At 71.8% G+C, this 21,846-nt stretch carries 15 protein-coding genes and 2 pseudogenes; 14 read left to right on the forward strand and 3 right to left on the reverse strand.

What is annotated here, in order from left to right:
• Positions 1-245 precede the first annotated feature (245 nt).
• The 10 genes and pseudogenes from AC4IJH_RS07650 (at position 246) to AC4IJH_RS07695 (ending at position 12,846) form a co-directional block, all read left to right on the forward strand.
• A complete protein-coding gene (locus AC4IJH_RS07650; RefSeq protein ID WP_490850778.1) occupies positions 246-1,346 on the forward strand; it encodes a hypothetical protein in 1,101 nt (366 codons plus the stop codon).
• Between the two features lie 115 nt (positions 1,347-1,461).
• Complete coding sequence (locus AC4IJH_RS07655; RefSeq protein ID WP_490850779.1) at positions 1,462-3,105, forward strand: hypothetical protein; 1,644 nt, start codon at positions 1,462-1,464, stop codon at positions 3,103-3,105.
• A 107-nt stretch (positions 3,106-3,212) separates the two neighbouring features.
• A complete protein-coding gene (locus AC4IJH_RS07660; protein ID WP_490850780.1) occupies positions 3,213-4,247 on the forward strand; it encodes a hypothetical protein in 1,035 nt (344 codons plus the stop codon).
• Positions 4,234-4,908, forward strand: coding sequence for a sortase domain-containing protein (locus AC4IJH_RS07665; RefSeq protein WP_490850781.1), 675 nt, complete (start codon positions 4,234-4,236; stop codon positions 4,906-4,908). The genes AC4IJH_RS07660 and AC4IJH_RS07665 overlap by 14 nt, the downstream gene beginning before the upstream one ends.
• A 183-nt stretch (positions 4,909-5,091) precedes the next feature.
• On the forward strand, positions 5,092-6,807 hold the full coding sequence (gene metG / locus AC4IJH_RS07670; protein WP_490850782.1) for a methionine--tRNA ligase: 1,716 nt from the start codon (positions 5,092-5,094) through the stop codon (positions 6,805-6,807).
• 371 nt (positions 6,808-7,178) lie between these two features.
• Positions 7,179-7,868: a response regulator transcription factor gene (locus tag AC4IJH_RS07675; protein WP_490850783.1), complete on the forward strand. Its 690-nt coding sequence runs from the start codon at positions 7,179-7,181 to the stop codon at positions 7,866-7,868.
• Positions 7,869-7,914: 46 nt separating this feature from the next.
• Positions 7,915-8,556, forward strand: a complete 642-nt coding sequence (locus AC4IJH_RS07680; protein WP_490850784.1) for a Pvc16 family protein — start codon at positions 7,915-7,917, stop codon at positions 8,554-8,556.
• Positions 8,553-10,682: an AAA family ATPase gene (locus AC4IJH_RS07685; RefSeq protein ID WP_490850785.1), complete on the forward strand. Its 2,130-nt coding sequence runs from the start codon at positions 8,553-8,555 to the stop codon at positions 10,680-10,682. Before AC4IJH_RS07680 ends, AC4IJH_RS07685 begins: the two co-directional genes overlap by 4 nt.
• Positions 10,683-10,898: 216 nt before the next feature.
• Positions 10,899-11,399, forward strand: coding sequence for a GNAT family N-acetyltransferase (locus AC4IJH_RS07690; protein WP_490850798.1), 501 nt, complete (start codon positions 10,899-10,901; stop codon positions 11,397-11,399).
• Positions 11,396-12,846, forward strand: a pseudogene (locus AC4IJH_RS07695) (NF041680 family putative transposase). Before AC4IJH_RS07690 ends, AC4IJH_RS07695 begins: the two are co-directional and overlap by 4 nt.
• A 9-nt stretch (positions 12,847-12,855) precedes the next feature.
• Here AC4IJH_RS07695 and AC4IJH_RS07700 read toward each other — a convergent pair.
• Together AC4IJH_RS07700 and AC4IJH_RS07705 are read right to left on the reverse strand one after the other, a co-directional pair.
• On the reverse strand, positions 12,856-14,250 hold the full coding sequence (locus tag AC4IJH_RS07700; protein WP_490850799.1) for an RICIN domain-containing protein: 1,395 nt from the start codon (positions 14,248-14,250) through the stop codon (positions 12,856-12,858).
• Between the two features lie 249 nt (positions 14,251-14,499).
• The gene (locus tag AC4IJH_RS07705) at positions 14,500-17,763 is read right to left on the reverse strand and encodes an AfsR/SARP family transcriptional regulator (protein ID WP_490850786.1); all 3,264 of its coding nucleotides are present in this window, start codon (positions 17,761-17,763) and stop codon (positions 14,500-14,502) included.
• Between the two features lie 203 nt (positions 17,764-17,966).
• On the opposite strand from AC4IJH_RS07705, the gene AC4IJH_RS07710 reads away from it, so the two are divergent.
• From AC4IJH_RS07710 to AC4IJH_RS07720, 3 genes are all read left to right on the forward strand, one after another.
• On the forward strand, positions 17,967-19,364 hold the full coding sequence (locus AC4IJH_RS07710; protein WP_490850787.1) for a hypothetical protein: 1,398 nt from the start codon (positions 17,967-17,969) through the stop codon (positions 19,362-19,364).
• Positions 19,365-19,486: 122 nt separating this feature from the next.
• A complete protein-coding gene (locus tag AC4IJH_RS07715) occupies positions 19,487-20,593 on the forward strand; it encodes a hypothetical protein (protein WP_490850788.1) in 1,107 nt (368 codons plus the stop codon).
• Between the two features lie 139 nt (positions 20,594-20,732).
• On the forward strand, positions 20,733-21,383 hold the full coding sequence (locus AC4IJH_RS07720; protein ID WP_490850789.1) for an eCIS core domain-containing protein: 651 nt from the start codon (positions 20,733-20,735) through the stop codon (positions 21,381-21,383).
• Here AC4IJH_RS07720 and AC4IJH_RS07725 read toward each other — a convergent pair.
• Positions 21,371-21,613: a hypothetical protein gene (locus tag AC4IJH_RS07725; protein ID WP_490850800.1), complete on the reverse strand. Its 243-nt coding sequence runs from the start codon at positions 21,611-21,613 to the stop codon at positions 21,371-21,373. The genes AC4IJH_RS07720 and AC4IJH_RS07725 overlap by 13 nt on opposite strands.
• Between AC4IJH_RS07725 and AC4IJH_RS07730 the strand changes: the two are divergent.
• Positions 21,495-21,846 (forward strand): annotated as a pseudogene (locus AC4IJH_RS07730) (phage tail sheath family protein); the annotation flags it as partial. The gene AC4IJH_RS07725 and the pseudogene AC4IJH_RS07730 overlap by 119 nt on opposite strands.

The following is a 21,846-nucleotide window of genomic DNA, read 5'->3' on the forward strand; positions in this document are numbered from 1 at the left end:
AGTTTCCGCTCAATCGCGTCTCCGTCCACCACAGTGACGGCGGGATGCACACCACCGGATCACAGTGACCCAGATCACATCAGAACGGGTGTGACGATCCGGGGACCGCTGCGTGTACCTCGGTGTGTGGGCCGTTCCGCTCGCTTCTCCTCCCGCGCCGCGTTCATTTCGCGATTGCTCACCGGCACTCCCCCAAAGCTGACGCCCCGCGGGATGCGAAGCTTCAGAGAATAAGGACTCCATAAATGAAAGCCTCGATTTCGCCGCGCCTTCGTCACCGGGCGGCCGCTATGGCGGTGGCTGCCGCGATGGTGTCCGGGACCGCCGTCGCCACCGCAGCGGCCGATGAATCCCCGGCACCTACGGACAACATGATCAAGAACGGGGACTTCACCGACTACCGGTTCCGGGCGGGTACGACCTGGAACGCCGAATGGCTGGCGGGGCACGGCCTCGGCGAACAGTTCCTGGGCCTGGGGTCCTGGAAGTGGGGCAAGTACACCGGCTTCGGCCGCACCGAACGCCCGGCAGAGGTCCAGGACGCCGTGGACCTCTACAGCGGCCGGGACGCACCTCTCCCCGCGGGGAAGGGCATCCCCAAGAACGCCAACGCCATCGACACCAACGGCCTTGCCACCCTCGGCTTCATCGAGCAGAACATCAAGGTGGAGCCGGGGAAGTGGTACGACTTCTCCTTCCTCAGCGGCTACAACACCTGGGCCGGCCACGACGTCGGACGGCCGACGTACGTGCGGGGCGAGGTCGCTGTCGCCGACTCGGGAAAGGTCCTCAAGCAGGAGGACTACATCCAGTACTACGCCGGCAAGATCGCCCGGCCCTCCAACAACGGCGTACAGATCAACAATCCGGACTGGCACCAGCGCAGCCTGAAGTTCCAGGTGCCGGCCGGGGTCGACGAGGTCACGGTGCGCCTCGCGAATCCGGGACGGGCGGGTCTGAACCCCGAGCGGGCCGCCGACCCCGACGGCTACAGCGGAATGCTGGTCTCGCATGTCCAGATGCAGCCGACCACGGCGGACGGTTCGGGCAACAAGGACCTCGAAAAGAAGATCAAGGACCTGACCGACGAACTCCGGCGTTTCAAGGACGCAAATGCCCAGCGGGCCACGAAGCTGACCCAGAATTTCCGTCAGCTGGCGAAGAGCCGCAGCAAGCTGACGGACGAGCAGAAGAGCAGCGTGCAGGCCGCATTCGAGCAGGCGCAGTCGGCGTACAAGCAGGCCGACTCTGCCAAGGAAACCGCCGAATTCGGAAACCTCGCCAACGCCGCAGAGGCGAAGATCGTCGCCGCGTACAGCGACATCGTGAAGGCTTTCCAGGCCTGACGTCAGGCGGGCGAAAGACATCCGGCACGGCGTCCGCAGTGATGCGCCGGAGCAGCCGACACACCTCCCCCAACGGCCGTTCGGCCGATTCACGTATGCGAAAGGTCTACCCATCATGACTACGCAGTCCCGTGACCAGCGCAAGGCCCGTCGGGCCGCCCAGGCCGGTCTCGTCGCCCTCGCGGTGAGCACCGCCCTGTCCGCCGGCGCGAGCATCGCCCAGGCCGCCGAAGCACCCGGCGCCCCCGTCACGTCCAAGGCGCAGGCGCAGTCGGCGATCAGCCAGGCCGGGCAGGCGCTGACGTCGGTTCCCGAGAAGTTCCAGGCCCCGGCCCAGGCCAAGGTCGACGCGGCGAAGCGCACCGCCTCGGCGGCCCCCGAGAACGACGGCGGAAAGCTGGTCAAGGCCGTCTCCCAGGCGCGTACCGCGGTGAAGGTCGCGCTGTCGCAGACGGTCAGCGAGCAGATCGACGAGCTGGAGAAGTTCCAGAAGGACGAGCTGGCGTGGAAGGACGGCTATGTCGCCCAACTGCGCGCCCTGCTGCAGCAGATCGACGATCTCGACGTCCTCGACAAGGACTACGACACGAAGATCGCCGACTTCGACAGCAAGGTGAAGAACCTGCACGCGCAGGCGACGGGCCGTATCGCCGACCGCCTCGCCACGCGCGTGACGGAGATGGAGAAGCAGTTCCGGGCCCTCTCCCCCGAGAAGCAGAACAAGCTACGCCCGGCACTTGAGGACGCGCAGCGGAAAGTCTCCACGGATCAGCTGGCCAAGTACCGTGGTCAGCCCGAGGAGTTCGACCAGCGCTACACGGCCGCGGTCAACGCGATCAAGAAGCTGGGCGAGGAGATCGAGGCCGCCGACGACACCAAGGACAAGGCCCAGGTCCAGGACCTGGAGGACCGTCTGAAGAAGGTCAAGGACCGGATTCCCGGCCTGCCCGACGCCAAGCAGGGCCCGGTCCGTACGAAGGCGGACGCGGCCGGTGCGGGCATCGAGAAGGCCCGTCAGGCGATCGGCACCGACGGCTTCAAGGAGCGGGCCGACAAGGCCGGAGCCGAGGTCACCGCGGCCGAGAAGGCGCTGTCCGGCGCACTCGACAAGGTCGCCGACGACCTGCAGAAGAAGATCGACGGCCTCAAGGACGCCAAGAGCAGGGAAGCCTTGAACAAGGCGCTCGACGAGGCCCGGGCAAAGGTCACCGACGCCGCGAACAAGGCCGGGGGCGCCGGCTTCATCCCGTCCTACGACGACGCCAAGAAGGCCCTGGACGAGCTGAGCGGGAAGGTCGGCAACGCCGTGCTCAAGGACGACCTGCAAAAGCAGCTCGACGACCTCAAGGACAAGGTCGCCCAGCAGCCCGACAGCCGCGGCAAGGACATCCTCCAGGACGACACCAAGGACCGCCAGAAGGACCTGGACGCCCTGGACCCGCTCGCCCCGGACGCGGGACAGAAGGCGAAGGACCTCACGGACGAGCTGAAGGACACCCAGAAGGCGCTGGACAACCTCAACTCCACCAAGGAACTGGTGCGGTTGCTGCGTCAGTCGCAGAAGGCCGTCGTCGTCCTCACCGGCGAGCAGCGCGACACCTTCAAGCTGGACTCCCTCTACAACAAGTCCAACAGCCAGCTGCAGGTCACCGAGGCACTCATCAAGGACGACCGGCAGTTCCAGGCGAACTTCGACAGGACCAAGCAGTTCATCATCGAGCTGCGCCAGGCCACGAAGAGGGCCGTCGCGGAGCAGTAAACGGCCCCTGGCAACGGGCCGTTGAGCCCGGTGCCCCGATCTTCCAGGGGTGGAGGTCCGTACGGCCTCCACCCCTTCCACTGGCACGAAGCACGGAGGAAAGTCCCATGAGCATCGATTCGTTCGCCGCCGCACGCTGTCGTGTGGCAGGCCGTATGGCCATCGGGGTCGGCGTGACCACCTTGACGGGCGCGGCACTGCTCCTGTCCGGCGGCGCCCCGGCCATGGCGGCCGGGACACAGCCGGCCACCGGCGCCGTGGCCGTACAGAACGCCGACCACGAGTCGGGCTGGGCGGCAGCCGACCTCGCCTGGGGCACCGGGTACGTCAAGAAGGTCGCCGGGCTCAAGAAGCAGGTGCGCGAACTGCCGGACCTGGACCCGGAGTTCGACAAGCGGATCAAGGAGCTGGACGCGCAGATCAAGGCGCAGTCGAAGGAGGCCGAGGGCCGGATCGGCGCCCTCGGCAAGCGGCTGGCCGGTCTGGAGCAGCAGGTGCGGCAGCTCAAGGACGCCGCCGCGAAGGCCAAGGGCGAGGATCTCCTCGCGGACGCCAGGAAGAAGTTCGCGCCGCTGACGGGCCACCGGCTCCAGGAGGACAGGTTCGGCGCCGAGTGGGAGGCGGCGGTCAGGTCGGTACGGGCCGTCGAGGACCTGGTGAAGGGCGCGGACGGGGACAAGGGGACGGGTGGGGACAAGGACAAGGGCAAGGACGGGGGCAAGGATGGAGACAAGGCCAAGGACGGTGACAAGGACAAGGGGACCGGCGGGGACGGCAAGGACAAGAGCGGCGGGGACGGCAAGGACAAGGGCCGCGGGGACGGCAAGGGCAGCGACAGGGGCAAGAGCGGGGGCACGGGTGGCTCTTCGCTGACCGGGGGCGGTGGCTCCACCGGGTCCGGCGGCGCCACCGGTACGGGCGGGACCGGTGCCTCGGCCACCGTCAGCGGCTCCGGCAGCACCGGCGGCCACGGTGTTTCCGGCGGCTCCGGCGGCTCCTCGAAGCTCGGTATCGCGGCCGGCAACGGCGGCGCCGCCGAGCAGTCCGGTACCTCGGCCCTGTGGATAGGCAGCGGCGTGGCACTGGCGGCCCTGGGCGGCGCCGGCACCACGTACGCGGTGCGGCGCCGTGCCAAGCGCTGACGGCCCTGCCGCCGCCCGAACTCCGCGCAGCCGGGCCTCGTCGGCCGCCATGGCCCTGATGCCGGTGCTGGTCCTCGCCGGTGCGGCACTGGTGTGGCACGGCCTCCAGGGCTCCTCGGGCCCGACGCCGCCGCCCCGGCCCGACGCCCGCAGCGGTGCGGGGATCTCGGCCGCGCCGTCCCGTCCGGCCACGCCGGTGCCCGCGGTGCCGCCGCGCGCCATCCGTATCCCCGGCATCGGCGTGGACTCCCCGGTCATCCGGCTCGGCGGCACTGAGGACAAGGGCATGCTCCCGGTGCCCGAGGGGCGGGACGAGGAGAAGGTCGGCTGGTATCCCGCGTCGTCGGCACCGGGCGCGGCCGGCACGGCGGCCCTCGTGGGACACCTCGACTCGCGGACCGGCCCCTCGGTCTTCTACCGGCTCGGCGCGCTGAGGCCGGGGCAGAAGATCGTGATCGAGCGGGCGGACGGCTCGGACGTCACCTTCGCCGTACGGGGCAGCAAGGCCGTGCCCAAGGCGTCGCTCACCCGGCAGGACGTGCTCGGCGACACCCGGGAACGCTCCGAACTCCGGCTGGTCACCTGCGGTGGGTCGTACGTACGGGGCAAGGGCTACGACCAGAACGTGCTCGTCTACGCCGACCTGGTCGGTGCCCGCTGACGCGGCGACGGGCGGCCCGCACCGGGGGACCGCGTCCGCGCTCCCCGGCCCGGACGACGACCGGGCCGGAGGCCGAGGGCGGTGCGGAAAAGGGGGCGCGGTGGCCCCCACCCCGTCAAGTACGATATTGACGTTCCGTAGAACAAATCCTCACTCACCGTAGCGACTTGGGAGCAGCCGGCAATGGCTCGACACCTCATCACCAGCGCCCTTCCGTACATCAACGGGATCAAGCACCTGGGCAACATGGTGGGGTCCATGCTCCCGGCCGACGTGTACGCCCGCTACCTGCGCCAGCGCGGGCACGAGGTCCTCTACATCTGCGCCACCGACGAGCACGGCACGCCCGCCGAGCTGGCCGCCAAGGACGCGGGCCTGCCCGTGGACACCTTCTGCGGCGAGCAGCACGAGGCGCAGAAGGCGATCTACGACGGCTTCTCTCTCGCCTTCGACTACTTCGGGCGCAGCTCCTCGCCGCAGAACGTGGAGCTGACCCAGCACTTCGCGCGCAAGCTGCACGAGAACGGGTTCATCGAGGAGCGGGCGATCCGCCAGGTGTACTCGAACGCGGACGAGCGCTTCCTGCCGGACCGCTACATCGTCGGTACGTGCCCGCACTGCGGTTACGACAAGGCGCGCGGCGACCAGTGCGAGAACTGCACCCGCGTCCTGGACCCCACCGACCTGATCGACGCGCGCTCGGCGATCAGCGGCAGCAGTGATCTTGAGGTGCGGGAGACCAAGCACCTCTTCCTGCTCCAGTCCAAGCTGCAGGGCGAGGTCGAGGCGTGGATCGACGCCAACGGTGACGAGTGGCCCACCCTGGCCTCCTCCATCGCGCGCAAGTGGCTGACCGAGGGGCTGCACGACCGGGCGATCACCCGTGACCTGGAGTGGGGCGTCCCGGTGCCGGCCGATGTGTGGCCGGAGCTGGCGGCCGAGGGCAAGGTCTTCTACGTGTGGTTCGACGCGCCGATCGAGTACATCGGGGCGACGAAGGAGTGGGCCGACGCCGTTTCCGACGGCAGCCGCGACTGGAAGTCGTGGTGGTACGAGGCCGACGAGACCGTCCGCTACACGGAGTTCATGGCCAAGGACAACGTCCCGTTCCACTCCGTGATGTTCCCGGCGACGCAGCTGGGCACCCGTGAGCCGTGGAAGAAGGTCGACTTCCTCAAGGCCTTCAACTGGCTGAACTACTACGGCGGCAAGTTCTCCACCTCACAGCAGCGCGGCATCTTCACCGACGCGGCGCTGGAGATCCTGCCCGCCGACTACTGGCGCTACTTCCTGATGGCCAACGCGCCGGAGTCGGACGACACCTCCTTCACCTGGGAGCTGTTCTCCGCCTCGGTCAACAAGGACCTGGCGGACACGCTCGGCAACTTCGTCAACCGCGTGCTGTCCTTCTCGCGCAAGCGCTTCGGTGACGACGTACCGGCGGGCGCCCAGGCGGGCGAGGCCGAGGCGAAGCTGGGCGAGCAGATCGCGCAGCTGCTGGGCGAGTACGAGGGCCACATGGAGGCCCTGCAGTTCCGCAAGGCCGCGGCCTCGCTGCGGGCGCTGTGGAGCGCGGGCAACTCCTACCTGGAGGAGAAGGCCCCCTGGCTGGAGATCAAGACCGACCCGGAGGCGGCGGCGCTGACGCTGCGTACGGCGATGAACCTGATCCATCTGTACGCGATCGTCTCGGAGCCGTTTATTCCGGCGTCGGCGAAGGCGATGCGGGGGGCGTTCGCGCTGGCCGATGACACGGCGGTCTGGGTGTCGGCGGAGGAGGCCAAGGCGCTGGACTTCGTGCCGGCGGGCACGGGCTTCACGGTGCCGCCGGTGCTCTTCGCCAAGATCACCGAGGATGACTTGGAGTCGTACCGGGAGCGGTTCGGCTCCGCCGAGTAGGGCTTGCTGTTGTGAGGGGGCTCGGGCCGGATGGCCCGGGCCCCCTCTGCGTTGGGAGCACCTGCGGACCGGTGGGGGCCGGTCGCGCCGTTCCCCGCGCCCCTCTTTGCGCAGTTCCCCGCGCCCCTGATGGTGGGGGCTGGGCGGGCGGGTCGTCGTGCGCTTCAAGATTGCGCAGTTCCCCGCGCCCCTTTTTGCGCCGTTCCCCGCGCCCCTGGTGGGGGGGGGCTGGGCGTGCAGGTCTCCGTGCCGCTGAGTGGGGCCGCTCGCGCAGTTCCCCGCGCCCCTGACGGGGCCCGTTTTGAGGCCTTGGTTTTGCCCTTCTGGTCATTGTTGACAGTTCGGCAATCGTTTATTGATCGGTCGCGGTGATGCTGTGCCTGTCGCTACACGGGGGAAGACAGGGATCACCAGTGGTCATTACACGCATCTCGGTGGCCGTGCATGCCACCGACCCCCTCAGTCGCGCCGGGGTCATCAGCCATCTCCAGCACGAACCCACCGTCGAATTGGTGGACAGCCCCAAAGAGGGCCAGGAACAGGTCGCCGTCATGTTGGCCGACCGTTTGGACGACATGGCAGCCTCCGAGCTGCGCCGCCTGGTCAGAGGCGGTGAGCAGCGCGTCGTACTGATCGCGGGCGAGCTGCGGGAGCCGGAGCTGATGGCGGTCGTCGAGTACGGCGTACGGGCCATCCTGTGGCGGCACCAGGCCACGCCGCAGAAGCTGCTGCGCGCGGTGCACAGTGCGGCGCGCGGCGAGGGGGAGCTGCCACCGGACCTGATCAACCGGCTGATGGCGCAGCTGGGCCGGCTGCGCCGGTCCGCGCTGGACGCCTCGCCCGCCGCGAGCGGCGCACTCGTACCGACGCTGGGCATGGCGCCCCGCGAGGTGGACGTGGTGCGGCTGATCGCGGAGGGCCTGGACACCCGGCAGATCTCGGAGAAGCTGGCCTACTCCGAGCGCACGGTCAAGAACGTTCTGCACGCCCTGATGACGCGGCTGCAGTTGCACAACCGCGCGCACGCCGTGGCGTACGCGCTGCGAGAGGGATACATCTAATGCGGATCAAGCACGTGTACGCCAGCGCGCGGCCGGGGGCGGTGGCGTGATCCACGAGGTCGACGAGGCGTTGCGGGGGCTGCTGCGCGGCGGGGCGCTGCCGGAGGGGACCGGCGAGGTCGTCTTCGAGGCGCCCACCCGCGACTGGGCGGCCCGGCGCAACGCGCCCACGCTCAACACCTACCTCTACGACATCCGCGAGGACCTGGCCCGGCGCGAGCGGGGCGCGTACGTGGAGCGGGACAGCAGCGGGGCGGCGGTGCGCAGGCGGCAGCCGCCGCGCTGGTACCGGCTGTCGTACCTGCTGACCGCGTGGACGACGCGGCCCGAGGACGAACACCGGCTGCTGTCGGCCGCGTTGGGCACCCTGCTCATGCACGAGCTGCTGCCGCCGGACACGCTGCCGGACTCCCTGGCCGCGCTGAAGGTCACGATTCCGCTGACGGTCGCGGTGCCGCCCGCCGAGTCGCGTTCGCTCGCCGACATCTGGTCCGCGCTGGGCGGGGAGCTCAAGCCCTCGCTGGACGTGGTGATCACGGTGCCGTTCCCGGTGTCGCCGACGTACCCGGTCGGGCCACCGGTCACCGAGGCCGCCGTGGTCGTACGGGACATCGACGGGGAGCGGGACCCGTCCCGGCCGCGGATGCTGCGGACGAACGGCGGCGGCAAGGGGGAGGTGGCCCCGTGAGCGGGGAAAACCCTTCGCTGCTGGACCGGTTGGAGGCGCTGCGGGCCCGGGTGGCCGAGCTGGTCGAGGGGCGCAGTGCCGATGACCCGACGGCGGCGGACCCGCTGCGGGGGCTGTATGTGACGCAGGAGACGGCGCGGCGGCTGGTCGCCGCCGCGCCGGTGTCGCCCGCGGCCGCGCCTTCGGGGGCGGGCGGCGTCGCGCAGGAAATCCCTGATACCGCCGACGCCCTGGGGCAGTTGGCGGCGGACTTCGGGCTGTCGGCGCTGGACGTGCACATTCTGCTGTCGGCTCTCGCACCCGATGTGGACCGGCGCTTCGAGCCGCTGTACGGGTACCTCAACGACGATGTGGGGAGGCGGCGGGCCACGGTCGCGCTGGCCCTGGACCTCGCGGGCACCGGGCCCCACGACCCGGCGGCGCGGGGCCGCTTCCACCCCCTGGCGCCGCTGCGCGCGGGCGGGCTGCTCGGGCTGGCGGACGAGGACCGGCCGCTGCCGGGACGGGCGCTGACCGTGCCCGAACGGGTGGTCGCCCATCTGCTCGGGGACGACGCCGTCGATCCCGAACTGGCGGGCAGCGGCGTGGAGTTGCTGGCCGCCGATCCGGGCGGGGAGCGGGGCGAGGGGCGGGCGGCACGGATCGCGGCGCTCGCCGCCGAGCGGCCGCTGATGGTGTACCTGCGGGAGCGGGCGGAGGGCGCGGCGGCCGGGCCGGTGGCCGATGCGCTGCGGGCCGCCGGCGTGCCCGTACTGCGCTATCGGCCCGGGTACGGGGCGGCGCAGGCGGTGGAGCGCACGGGGGAACGGGAGGCGGGCCGGACAGCCCCTCCCGCCGCCGCGGAGGACCCCGAAGACGTGAGCGCGGCACTGCTGCGCGAGGCGCGGCTGCGGCGGGCCGCGATCGTGGCGGGACCACTGCCCGAGCGCCCCGGCCCACTGGTACGGGCGCTGGCCACGGGGGATGTGCCGGTGGTGTTCGTGGGGGGCGATCCGTACGACCCGCAGTGGGCACCTGATGCGGGGCTGCTCGCGCTGGATGATGCGGAGGGGTTGGCTGGGGCGGTGGGGGCGGTGCGCGGCGGGCGCGGCCCGGTGGAGAGCTGGCGGGCCGAACTGGCCGCTTGCGACCCCTCGTTGGAGACCGGCGTCGGGTTCGACCTCGGGGAGGCGGTGGCTCCGTACCGGCTCAGTGGGGCGCAGATACGGCGGGCCGCGAGGGCGGCCGTCGCGCTGGCGGCCTTCGAGGGCACGGCGCTGACCGCCGCGCACCTGCAGCACAGCGCGCGACGGCAGTCCGCGCCGCTGCTGGACCGGCACGCGCGGCGTATCCGGCCCGCGGTCGGCTTCGGCGATCTCGTACTGCCGCCGGAGCCCCTGGAGATGCTGCGGGAGCTGACGGTGCGCGCCCGGCAGCGGGACCGGGTGCTGGGCGAGTGGCGGCTGCGCACCGGGGGCGGGCGCGGGCGCGGGGTGGTCGCGCTGTTCGCCGGGGACTCCGGCACCGGAAAGACGCTGTCCGCCGAGGTCGTGGCCGGTGAACTCGGCCTGGATCTCTATGTGGTGGAGCTGTCCGCGGTGGTGGACAAGTACATCGGGGAGACGGAGAAGAACCTGGAGCGGATCTTCTCCGAGGCGGACCGCACCGACGCGGTGCTGCTCTTCGACGAGGCCGACGCGGTCTTCGGCAAGCGCTCGGAGGTCAAGAGCTCGCACGACCGGTACGCCAACCTGGAGAGCGCGTACCTGCTCCAGCGGCTGGAGGCCTTCGACGGGATCGCCGTGCTGACCACCAATCTGCGGGCCAACATCGACGAGGCGTTCACCCGGCGGCTGGACCTGGTGGTGGACTTCCCGTTCCCGGATGTCGAGCAGCGGATCGCGCTGTGGCGCTCCTGCCTGGTGGACACGCCGTGCGCGGCGGATCTGGAGGACGAACTGGTCCGGTGCGCCAAGGAGTTCGAGCTCGCGGGCGGCGGCATCAGGTCGGCCGCGGTGACCGCGGGCTATCTGGCGGCGGGCCGGGGCGAGGCGGTGTCCGGCGCGGACGTACGGGCCGGGGCGCGGCGGGAGTACCGCAAGATGGGGCGGCTGGTGCCGGGCGGGGCACTGCCCTGGCAGCAGTGACCCGCGAGGTGCAGCGGTGGCGTGCCGGGGGGCGCGTCGAGGGTGCGTCGGCCTGGGCCTGATACGGGACCAGGGGTATCCGAAGACCTGTGTGGGGCGCGGCCGGCGGCCGCGCCCCTTCGTTCAGACACAGGCGCTTACCTTGTCATTTAACGAAGAGGGGCCCTGGGCCGCCGCTCTGTTGGTGCGGGAGTGGTGGAAGCGGCCGTCGTGCTGATGATTCTGCGCCAGGATGAAGCCGTGGATGACATCGCGTGCCGCCCTGCCCAGCCCCATGAGTTAGCCGCCGTAGCTGAGTTGCGTTGGCGGTGGGTGCAGGAGCTCTATGGAACCCCCGACACCATGCTGGACGAGTTCGTCCCCCGGTTCGTGGCATGGGCCCGGGAGGCCGAGTCCTCGCATCGGTGCATGGTGATGGTCCGTGACGACGTGGTGATCGGCATGGCCTGGCTGGCGATCACGCAGCGTGTGCCGCATCCACGCACGTTCGAGCGGATGTCGGGTGACGTGCAGTGCACGTACGTCGTGCCCGAGGAGCGCGACCGCGGCCTGGGCGGCGAGCTGATCGAGGCGGTCTTGGCGTGGGCGAGGGACCTCAGCCTTGAGCGGGTGACCGTTCACTCCAGCGACCGGGCGGTTTCGGCGTACTCCCGCCATGGGTTCGAGGCCTCTCCGCGCCTGCTCCAGGTCGAGGTTAGGCAGGGTCGCGCGGGGTGAGTCTTCTGACCGGTGGCCGGCGTGAGTCGCTGGCCAGGTTGTCGCAGTTCCGGGCGGACTTCTATGCGTGTCTCACAGGACGCTCGGACGCGTTGTTCGAGCTGACGGAGGCCCTCCTCTGCACGGAGGGCCCGGTCAAAACGCTGGTGGATCTCGCGCTCGCGCCAGAACACCGCCGGGGTCACGGAGCTCTGTATGGCGGGCTCAACCAGGGGCGGATCGGCTTCGTCGGGCCCTGGCCGGCCTGCCGTTGCCGAGAGCGGCGGACGGCAGGCTAGTCCTGGCCGTTGACGTATCACCCTGGCTGAGGCCGGGCGCCGCGACCTGCCCGGACCGTTCCTTCTGCCATACCTATGGCCGGGGCCAGAACGAGCACCGGATGATCCCTGGCTGGCCGTACTCGGTCCTGGCCGCGCTGGAGGCCGGCCGCACCTCCTGGACCGCCGTGCTGGATGCCATCCGGCTGGAGCCGGGCGCCGATCTCGCGGCCGTAACCACCGCCCAGATCCGTGAGGTCACCGAGCGGCTCATCGCCGCTGGTCAGTGGCGGGAAGGAGACCCCGAGATCCTGGTCGTCCTGGACTCCGGATACGACGCACCTCGCATCGCTCACCTCCTGTCCGGTCTGCCGGTGCAGATCCTCGGGCGGCTCCGGTCCGACCGGGTTATGCGACGGCCGACACCACCACGCGTCTACGACCCGAGAGGCGGGCGCCCGCCCAAGCACGGTGGCGAGTTCGTCTTCGGCGACCCTTCTACGTGGGGCACCGAGCAGGCCGTGACGACCACAGCCACCCGGCTCTACGGACGAGCCACCGCGCAAGCCTGGGACCGGCTCCATCCCCGGCTCACCCGCCGTGCGGCCTGGCTCGACCACGAAGGGCCACTGCCCATCATCGAGGGAACCGTCATCCGCTTGGCCGTCGAGAAACTGCCCTCGGGAGGAGTCAACAAGCCGGTCTGGCTCTGGTGGTCGCGAACCGCAGCCACGGCTCAGGACATCGACCGCTGCTGGCAGTCCTTCATACGGCGCTTCGACATCGAGCACACGTTTCGCCTGTTCAAGCAGACCCTGGGATGGACCAAGCCTCGCCTCCGCGACTCCGCCGCGGCAGACCGCTGGACCTGGCTCGTGATCGCCGCCCACACTCAGCTCCGTCTTGCCCGCCCACTGGCCGCTGACCTCCGGAGACCCTGGGAGAGGCCGACGCCACCGAACAAGCTCACCCCGGCAAGGGTTCGGCGAGGGTTCAGAAACCTCCGCGCGAAAACGCCGTCGCCAGCGCGTGCACCGAAACCCTCCCGGCCCGGTCCCGGGCGCCCGCCTGGCTCGAAGAACCGGCGGCCAGCCACCCGCTATGACGTGGGACGCGTCCTCGCCACCGGCCAGGCATACAGCCGTCCCACCCATCACAAGGTGGGCACCAAACCACGGCGCGTTGGATAAACGACAAGCTTACGGCCGGTCGGCTATCTTCCACTCCTGGAAGACGCGGTTGCCGTCGCCCTTCTGGAAGCAGCCCGCCACCTCGTTCGGCTTGTCGTGGCCCGGGGCCATCAGGCAAGTGCCCGTTGCCACATTGACGATCAGGAAGTAGCCCTCGCCCGCGTCCTCCAGCCGCCACCGCTGGTTGTCCGGGAGCTGACCGGACGCGATCTTCGCCGGGTCCTGTCCCCAGATCGTGACCAGGTTGCTGTCCATGTTCTTGTCCAGCACCGTGCCCGGGGCGTTGCCCGGCTCCAGGGCGATGGTCTTGTCGTCGTAGCGGTGCACGGTCCACCACTGGTTCTTTCCGGCCTTCCCGTCCGACCAGGTATGCGTGGTGACCGTCGTGCCGGTCTCCTTCTGCCCGTTGGCGACGTCCAGGAACATGGAGTCCGTGGGGCTGAAGTTGTTGGCGTGGGCGCGCACGATCTGCGGCTTGGGCGCCGGCGGCTTGGGCTTTTCCTCGCCCCCCGGCTTGGGGTCCGGCTTCGGCTCCTCCTTCGGGGGCTTCTTGGCCGGGGTCTCGCTGGGCTCCGTCTTCGGAGCGGCCGGAGTGGGGCTGGGCGCCGGGGACATGCCGCCCTGGGGAAGCTGCTGCTGCTTGCCCGGCTTCTCGGTGGCCTGCGAGGACATCTGCGGCTTGTGCTGGAACCAGATCACCACGGCCGCCACGACCAGCGCGACCAGCAGCGAGAGCACCGCCATCGCCCAGCGCGGCAGCACGGAGGGCTGGATGTACGTACCGCGCAGCTCGGTGGGGTCCGGGACGCCCGGACGCAGTACGGAGACGGTGAAGGGGTGCTTCTTGGTGCCGCCCACCCAGCTGACGGCGCCCGGCTTGAGGCGCAGGTCGGCGAAGGCGGCGCGGCCGGGGGCGACCTGGACGGAGCCGGGCTCGGCCTCGACCTCCAGCTCCTCGCCGTTCTCACGGCCGGAGAAGGAGGCGGTCAGCGGCTGGTTGCCGAGGTTGTCCACGGCCAGCGCGCCCTTGGCGCTCCAGCGGCCCCGTACGACCAGCGGCACCAGCTCGGTGCGCAGTTCGGCGAACGGGCCGACGGTGATCTGGCCCTCCACCACGTCGGTGGTCTGCGGGGCCTCGCGCGGCTGTACGCGCACGCCGAAGGGCGTCGGGCCCGCGAGGGCGTCCGGCGTGCGCGGCGGGGCGAACTCCACCTGGGCCGTGCCTTCCGCCCCCGGGTAGAGCCGCAGTACATCCGGCTCCACGCGCGACCAGCCCGCTGCCGCACCGACCACTTGCAGCCGGTACTCCTCGACGGTGTCCCCGGTGTTGCGTACGCGCAGCCGTACGCTCGCGCCGGATCCCGGGTCGACGGTGGTCGTGGCCGGTTCCAGTGAAGTCCACATGCTCACCCGGGCAGTCAACCGGGCGGAGGAGGCGGGGGGAGCGGCCTTACGGGCAGAAGTGGGTGCACGATTGCTGCCCCTGTGGCCGTAGCCGCGCGCCTCGCGGGGGGTGCGCTATTCCACTGCGGGCCGTGGGGGCTTGTCGCGCAGTTCCCCGCGCCCCTCAAAGATGCGCAGTTCCCCGCGCCCCTCTTTGCGCAGTTCCCCGCGCCCCTCAAGAATGCGCCGTTCCCCACGGCCCTTACGGGGCTATACAGCGGGGACGTAGGGGGCCGCGTCCAGGTCGGAGAGGAGGGCGGCTACCTCGGTGGCTTCGTGGGTGCCGCGGTGGAACATGACCAGGTGGGCGGCGGTCAGTTCCTGGCGGGCACGTTGGGTATCGCCCAGGGCCAGCAGGGCGCGGCCGCGGGCGGCCTGGGCCAGTGCGCGGCACAGCGAGTCGCCCAGGTCGCCCGCGATGGACAGCGCCTGGTCCGCGCAGTCCAGCGCCTCGTGCGGCCTGCCCTGGTCCAGGACGCAGTGCGCCAGGCGCGCCCAGGAGGAGGCCTCCCAACGCGGGTTGCGGGCCTCGCGGTTGTGCTGCTGGGCCTCGCGCAGCAGCGCCGCTGCCTCCCCCGCCCGGCGGTCCCGCATCAGGGCGCAGCCCGCGTGGTAGAGCACCTCGGCCAGGGTGTCGGTGCGGCCCGGCTCCCGGGAGCGGTGCAGCGCCTCGGCCAGCGCGGTGTCCGCGTCCGCCGGGCGCCCGAGGGCGACATGGGCGCGGGCCATGTGGGAGAGGATGCGGATCCGGTCGGTGTCGCCGCCCAGCTCGCCGAAGCGGTCGTAGGCCTGTTCCAGCAGGGGCAGGGCCTCCTCGGCCCGGCCCATGGACAGCAGCACGAAGCCCAACTCGTGGGCGCCCTCGGCCCGTACGAGCACATCGCCGCTCGCCTCGGCCAGCCGCAGCCCCTCGCGCAGCGCCCGCTCGGCGCGCGCGAAGGTCTGGGTGCCGTAGTTGGGGGCGCCGAGCAGCCGCAGGGCGCGGGCCGCCGCCAGGTCCTCGCCGCGGCGCCGGGCGCTCTCCAGGGCGAGGCGGACCAGGGGCTCCAGGTCGCGGTGGCGGGCGGTGCCGATGACCAGGTGCGACCAGGCGGTGAGCAGGTCGACGGTCAGGCGCAGGCTGCTGGGCCGGGCGTCGGGGGCAGGGGCAGGGGCAGAGGCAGAGGAGCCCGCGAGGGCGGTGGGTGCGGGGGCAGCAGGGCCGGCGAGGGCGGTGGAGTGCTCGGACTGCAGGGCGCGTTCGGCGAAGACGTACAGGCGGGAGTGGGCGCCGTCCAGCCACTGGCGGGCCGCCTCGGCGTCGGCCAGGTGGACGCCTTCGGAGGCGGGGCGGTGCAGCAGGTTGGGCAGGATGCTGTGCGGTTCGGTGCGGCGTACGGCCGTGATGACAGTGGCCAGGACGTAGTCCAGGAAGCGGCGGCGGGCGGTGTCGCGCTCGGCCGCGGTGTCCTCGCGTTCGCTGAGCCGGCGGGCGAAGAGGCGGACCAGGTCGTGGTAGCGGTAGCGGTCCACGCCGTGCAGCTCGACGAGCCCCGCGTCCACCAGGCTCTCCACCACCGCGTCCGCGTCGTCGTCGCTCAACCCGAGCATCGCGGCCGCCGCGCCCTGGCAGAAGGACGGCATCTCGCACAGGGCCACGAGCCGGAAGGCGCGGGCCAGTTCGGGGTCGAGGGCCTCGTACCCGAGCTGGAAGGTGGCGTCCACGCCCAGGTCGCCGACGCGCAGCTCGTCCAGGCGCCGCTGCTCGTCGCGCAGCCGGTCCGCCAGGTCGGCGACGGCGCGGCGGGGGCGGGCGGCCAGGCGGGAGGCGGCTATACGGACGGCGAGCGGCAGCCCGCCGCAGGCGGCGACCAGGTCGCGGGCGGCGTACGGCTCGGCGGCGATCCGCCCGCGGCCGATGACCGCGCCGAGCAGGCCGAGCGCTTCGTCGTGCGCCATCGCGTCCACGCCGACGAGCCGCGCGCCGGGCAGCGCGATGGTCCGCGACCGGCTGGTGACCAGCACCGCGCAGCCCGGGGTGCCGGGGAGCAGCGGCCGCACCTGCGCGGTGTCGCGCGCGTTGTCCAGCAGGACCAGGACCCGGCGCCCGGCGAGCAGCGAGCGGTACAGCGCGGCCTGCTGTTCCAGGCCGTCCGGTACGGCGCTGCCGGAGCAGCCCAGGGCGCGCAGAAAGCCGGTGAGCACGGTGCTGGTGTCGATCGGTGCCCCGTCGCCGCCGCCCAGGTCGACGTAGAGCTGGCCGTCGGGGAAGCGGGTGCGGACGGCGTGTGCGACATGCACGGCCAGCGCCGTCTTGCCGACGCCGCCGAGCCCGGTGAGGGTCGCCACCGGCAGCACGCCCTCGCGGGCCGTGGCGCACAGCGCGTCACGCAGCTCGGCGACGGCGGCCTCCCGGCCGGTGAAGTCGGATATGTCGGGCGGGAGTTGAGCGGGGACGCCGAGGGGGTGGGCGTACGGCGGGGGCGGGGCCCCTTGGTGCGCGCGGCGGGGCGCGGGGACGGGCGAGGTGGGGAAGGGCGGCAGGGAGGTGGACGCGGGGGCGGGGAGCACGAAGTCGCGTACGGCTCCCAGGAGGGCTCCGTTCCTGGCGGCTGCGCTCTGCGGCACGGCCGTGGAGCGGGGGGCGGGCTCGGGCGCGGCGCGGGGTGCGGGGACGCTGCGCGGCGCCTTCGCGGTGTCCGGCCCGGGGGCGGCGCGCAGCAGCCGCAGATGGAGCTCCGCCAGCTCGCGGCCGGGGGTGACGCCGAGCTCGGAGTCCAGGGTGCGGCGGGTCTTCTCGTACGCCGCCAGGGCCTCCGCGCGGCGCCCGCTGCGGTGCAGGGCCTGCATCAAGAGGGCCTGGGTGCGTTCGCGCAGCGGGTGTTCGGCGGCGAAGGCGCGCAGCTCGGCCACCGTGTCCATGTGCCGCTCCAGCGCCAGCGCGCAGCGGAACAGTTCCTCCTGGGCGCCGACGCGCAGCTCGGTCAGGCGCCCGCGCTGGCGGTGCGCGTACGGGCCCGGCACTCCGGCCAGCGGCGTATCGCCCTCCCACAGCGCCAGCGCCCGCTCCAGGCGCGCATGGGCACCCTCCATGTCGCCCGCGGCGCGCAGGCGGGTGGCGGCACCCAGCAGGTCCTCGAACTCCGTTGCGTCCAGGGCTCCTTCGGGCAGCCGCAGCGCGTATCCGGTGCCCGCCGACACCAGGAGTGCGGCCCGCCCCCTGGACTGACGGTCCGGCTCCAGCAGGGTGCGCAGCCGGGAGACGTACGTACGCAGGGTGCCCACCGCGCGGGCCGGCGGGTCCGACTCCCACAGCGCGTCGACCAGGTCCTGGATGGAGGCCGGGCGGCCGCCGTGCAGCAGCAGGACCGCGAGCGTGGCGCACTGCTGGGGCGATCCGGTCCTCAGCGGCTGTCCGCCGCGCCTGACCCATACCGGTCCCAGCACCTGAAAGCGCAAGGAATGAGCGGCCTGGCCGCCGCCCTCGTCACCCACAGCCCGTTCGCCCCCTTGCCCCGCGGTTCCCGCGGTGCTGCCCTTTCGGACACCACTCTATACACCGAAGGTATACTGGTGGGGTGCCACCTCGCACGAAGCCGATGACCTGCACAGTTACCTCCCCCGACCCCTTGGGAAGTTTAATCCTCAAGAGGTGACACCCCTGCCTCCGGCCGGCCCGCACCGGCCGCCGGACCCGCATGCCGCCTCCGCTCCCCTACGCCGGCGCCGCCCGAGCGATCATCGAACTCTGCCTCTGTGCCGCCCGTTTCGCCCTGGCCGCGCTCGGTGACCAGGGGGCAGGGTCGGGCGGGGCCGTCCTGCCCGTCGGCGCACACGAGCACCGTACGCACCCGGGCATCCGTACGCATCCGTCTGCTGACGTGCGCGCGGACGTCGGCCCGCAGGTCACCGCAGTCCATCGGCAGGCAGTCAACGGAGGCACCGTGCACGCGCAAGACCACCGGCGGACGGCACCGCACCAGGCGCCGGCGCCCGCACCCGCGGCCCGTCCCCGCGACGGCGGGCCGCAGCACCCCGCCGCCGTCCTCGCCCACCTCCAGCGCACCGCGGGCAACTCCGCGGTGACCCGCGCTCTGACACAATCCGCCCCGGTGCAGCGGTATTCCCAGGAGCCGCAGCACGGCTTCGCCAAGATCTCCGCGGGCGGCCGGATCGCGCTGCGGGACCGGCGCGCGGCCTTCGCCGACGCCGATCTGATCCGGCAGGCCGCCGCCGACCTGGACCGCCAGGAGCGGGTGTCCATCACCCTGGAGGCGGGCGAGAGCGTCAAGGTCGGGGAGCGGACCCTGCATCAGGTGCTGCCCGTCTACAAGACGGCGGAACGGGCCAGGGCCGCCGTCACCACCGCCGGGCGGGACGGCGCGGAGGCCGCGTACGAGCCGGTCCGCGGCGACAGCACCGAGCAGCGGGCGGACAAGCGCTCCGCATACCTCCAGCACCTGAGCGGGGCAAAGGAGTTGGAGCGCATCGTGCTGCTCACCGCAGAGATCCAAAAGGCCATGAAGGCAGGCGCCGCCGACCAGGTCAACAGCCTGTACGGGCGGGCCAACAGCCTGGCGAACGCCATGATGGGCGGCGGCTGGCTGATGGCGCAGTTCAGCGACCGCACCTTCCCCGGCGGCCAGACGCTGGAGAGCGCCAAGGAGCTGCTGCAGCGGCTGTCCAGGTCCTACCTGGACGGGCTGGAGACCGTCCAGGAGCAGGAGGCGCAGGTGGCCGCGCTGATGATCACGATCCCCAACGACTGCCAGGGCACCGCGCAACAGCTGATCGGACGGCCGCCGGGCGGGCTCGGCACGGTCCGCGAGGCGCCCGCCGTCGGCGAGAACCACTACGTCAATCTGCGCGACCAGCAGGGCGGCGCCTGGCAGAACCACTTCGCCGCCGTGATCCTGCGCGACGGCCCGGACACCCTGTCCTACGAAACCGCCGCCGACTCCTACGCCGCCACCCAGTGGGGCAAGTCCCTGGGCTACTTCGCGCTGTACGGCGCCGCCGGCACGGACCAGTCCTTCGCACACGTCATCGGCGAGGAAAACCTGGCACGGGGCGCGGAGCGGCCGCACGCCGAGTGAGCGGGTGACCGGACGGGCAACCGCCGATGCCCTCGAAGACGCCCGCCCGCCTCTACAGCGCGGCGTCCCCGTACGCCATGGTCAACAGCGTACGAACGGCTGAAGCGGTACCAGGGGACGTCATGCGCGCACAGGACCGGCACTCCGCATCCGGGCACGACCGCTTGGGGGCGGCGCGCCCCGCGCGTACGGCGTCCCCTCTCCCCGCCGCGGCGGCCCGCGCTCTGGCGGCCGGGCGAGCGGGACGGCTGGGACCGGAGGCAGTAGCGGCCCTGCAGCGCAGTGCGGGCAACGCCGCGGTGCAGCGGGCGCGCATCGCTCCCCCAGGACAGCGGGACAAAGTAGACACCACGACGCTGTCGGACGAGCAAATCATCAAGCTGGCACAGCAGTTGCTCCGGCACAAGCGCAGCCTCGATGCTCTCCGTCGCGATCACCCCCACCTTGCCGAGCAGCTCACGGAGGCGTCGCTGCGAAAGGCGATGCCCCGCTACCGCGAGGTGGACCCGGAGTCCGAGGGCGAGTCCGACAGCGAGGACCCCAACGTCCTGTACCGGTCGCTGCGGCCCGAGGAGGAGCCGAGCCTGACGGGCATCCGGCCGCCCGCGGTCCACGACGCCAGCGTCAGCGCGGCCAAGCACATCCAGGACGGCAGCAAGCTGGAGGTGAAGTCGGCCTGGGTGTCCTTCACCCGCAGCCTCAAGGTGGCCGCGGCATGGGCCTCGCAGGCCAACGAGGAGAAGGCGCACCGCATCGTCAAAGTACGGATCCCGCAGGACAAGGCGTTCGAGAAGGACACGTACTACGACACCACGGACCCGAAGCAGTTCGACACCGTCTTCGGCGGCGACAAGCGGTCGGCCAACAACGCCGCCAAGAGCTCCCAGGAAGTCCTCATCAAGAACGGCCTGGGGCCCGGGGAGGGCTTCGTCTTCGAGCTGCTGGACGCCTACCAGCTGGAGCCCGCGGTCTACCAGAAGATGAAGCAGGACGTCGCGGGCAATCCCGGGGACGGGGGCGACGTCTACGCCCTGGTCAAGACCCGTGCCAAGGCCAAGGACCCGGTGACGCCCATCGGGGTCTACCAGCACGGGACGCCAGGGGCGGCCCAGGCGGCGCAAGCCGCTCAGGCGGCCAAAGCGGCCAAGGAGACGCAGGAGGCCGCCAGCGCCTCCGCCGCTGCCTCCGCCGGACCGCCCGCGAAGAAGCGCCGTACGCGCCAGCCGTGACCGAACGGGCAGTGGCGTCTGCCCTCGGCGACGTCCGTCCGTCTCTACGCCGGGACGGTGCCGTACGCCATCGTCGACAGCGTAGGAACGTCAACACCGTACGAACCGCGAGATGCGACGCCGAGGGGGAGCCGCCGTCATGCGTGCACACGACCGGCAGGCCCGAAACGGCCAGGACAGAGCCGCGGGCGGCCGCCCGGGTCCGGCGCGGGCGCCGCGCCCGGACGCCGCGCTGTCCCCGGTCGAGACCGTGGCCGCCCTCCAGCGCACGGCGGGCAACGCGGCCTTCACGGCGGCACTCGCGGCACAGGAACAGCACCGGCACGGACCGGGCTGCGGCCACGGCGAGCGACCCGCCGCGTCCTCGGCCGAACCGGTCCAGCGCTCCGCCGTCCACGATGTGCTGCGCACCTCCGGAAGCCCGCTGGAGGACTCCGTACGCACCGACATGGAGAGCCGGCTCGGCGCGGACTTCTCCGACGTACGCATCCACACGGACTCGGCCGCGCACGCCTCCGCGGAATCCGTCGACGCCCATGCGTACACCTCCGGTTCGCACATCGTCTTCCAGCGCGGCCGCTACGACACCGCCAGCTCGGCCGGGCGCCACATGCTCGCCCACGAGCTGACCCACGTCATCCAGCAGCGCAACGGCCCGGTCGCCGGTACGGACCGGGGTGACGGCACCCAGGTCAGCGACCCCTCGGACCGCTTCGAGCGGGAGGCGGAGGCAACGGCCTCGCGGGTGATGTCGGCCCCGGCGACAGCGTCCCAAGATCACGACCAGTAACTCGGCTGCCGCCCCTCCGCGGCCAGACCCACACTTTCGAGGAGCACGCTCATGCCCACGTACCTGTCTCCCGGCGTATACGTCGAGGAGGTCGCCAGCGGCTCCCGGCCCATCGAGGGGGTCGGGACATCCGTCGCGGCGTTCGTGGGGCTCGCGCCCACCGGGCCGCTGAACGAGCCGACGCTGGTGACGAACTGGTCCCAGTACGTGGCCGCCTTCGGGGAGTTCACCGACGGGTATTACCTGGCGCACTCGGTCTACGGGTTCTTCAACAACGGCGGCACCGCGGCGTACGTGGTGCGCGTGGGCGGCACCGACGGCGAGCAGCCGCAGCAGGTGGCCGCGCCCGCCGCGCAGGCCAACGGCGCGCCCAAGGCGCTGACCCCCGGCGGGGGGGGGGGGGGGGGGGGGGGGGGGGGGGGGGGGGGGGGGGGGGGGGGGGGGGGGGGGGGGGGGGGGGGGG

The sequence above is a fragment of the Streptomyces sp. UF-297 genome (genome assembly GCF_058245575.1).

Bases quoted from the DNA above. Each gene is read 5' to 3' on its own strand.
- AC4IJH_RS07710 (WP_490850787.1), top strand. From the start codon at position 17,967: ATGCCGCCTCCGCTCCCCTACGCCGGCGCCGCCCGAGCGATCATCGAA.
- metG (WP_490850782.1), top strand. From the start codon at position 5,092: ATGGCTCGACACCTCATCACCAGCGCCCTTCCGTACATCAACGGGATC.
- AC4IJH_RS07720 (WP_490850789.1), top strand. From the start codon at position 20,733: ATGCGTGCACACGACCGGCAGGCCCGAAACGGCCAGGACAGAGCCGCG.
- AC4IJH_RS07675 (WP_490850783.1), top strand. From the start codon at position 7,179: ATGCTGTGCCTGTCGCTACACGGGGGAAGACAGGGATCACCAGTGGTC.
- AC4IJH_RS07700 (WP_490850799.1), bottom strand. From the start codon at position 14,250: ATGTGGACTTCACTGGAACCGGCCACGACCACCGTCGACCCGGGATCC.
- AC4IJH_RS07660 (WP_490850780.1), top strand. From the start codon at position 3,213: ATGAGCATCGATTCGTTCGCCGCCGCACGCTGTCGTGTGGCAGGCCGT.
- AC4IJH_RS07715 (WP_490850788.1), top strand. From the start codon at position 19,487: ATGCGCGCACAGGACCGGCACTCCGCATCCGGGCACGACCGCTTGGGG.
- AC4IJH_RS07690 (WP_490850798.1), top strand. From the start codon at position 10,899: ATGATTCTGCGCCAGGATGAAGCCGTGGATGACATCGCGTGCCGCCCT.
- AC4IJH_RS07650 (WP_490850778.1), top strand. From the start codon at position 246: ATGAAAGCCTCGATTTCGCCGCGCCTTCGTCACCGGGCGGCCGCTATG.
- AC4IJH_RS07655 (WP_490850779.1), top strand. From the start codon at position 1,462: ATGACTACGCAGTCCCGTGACCAGCGCAAGGCCCGTCGGGCCGCCCAG.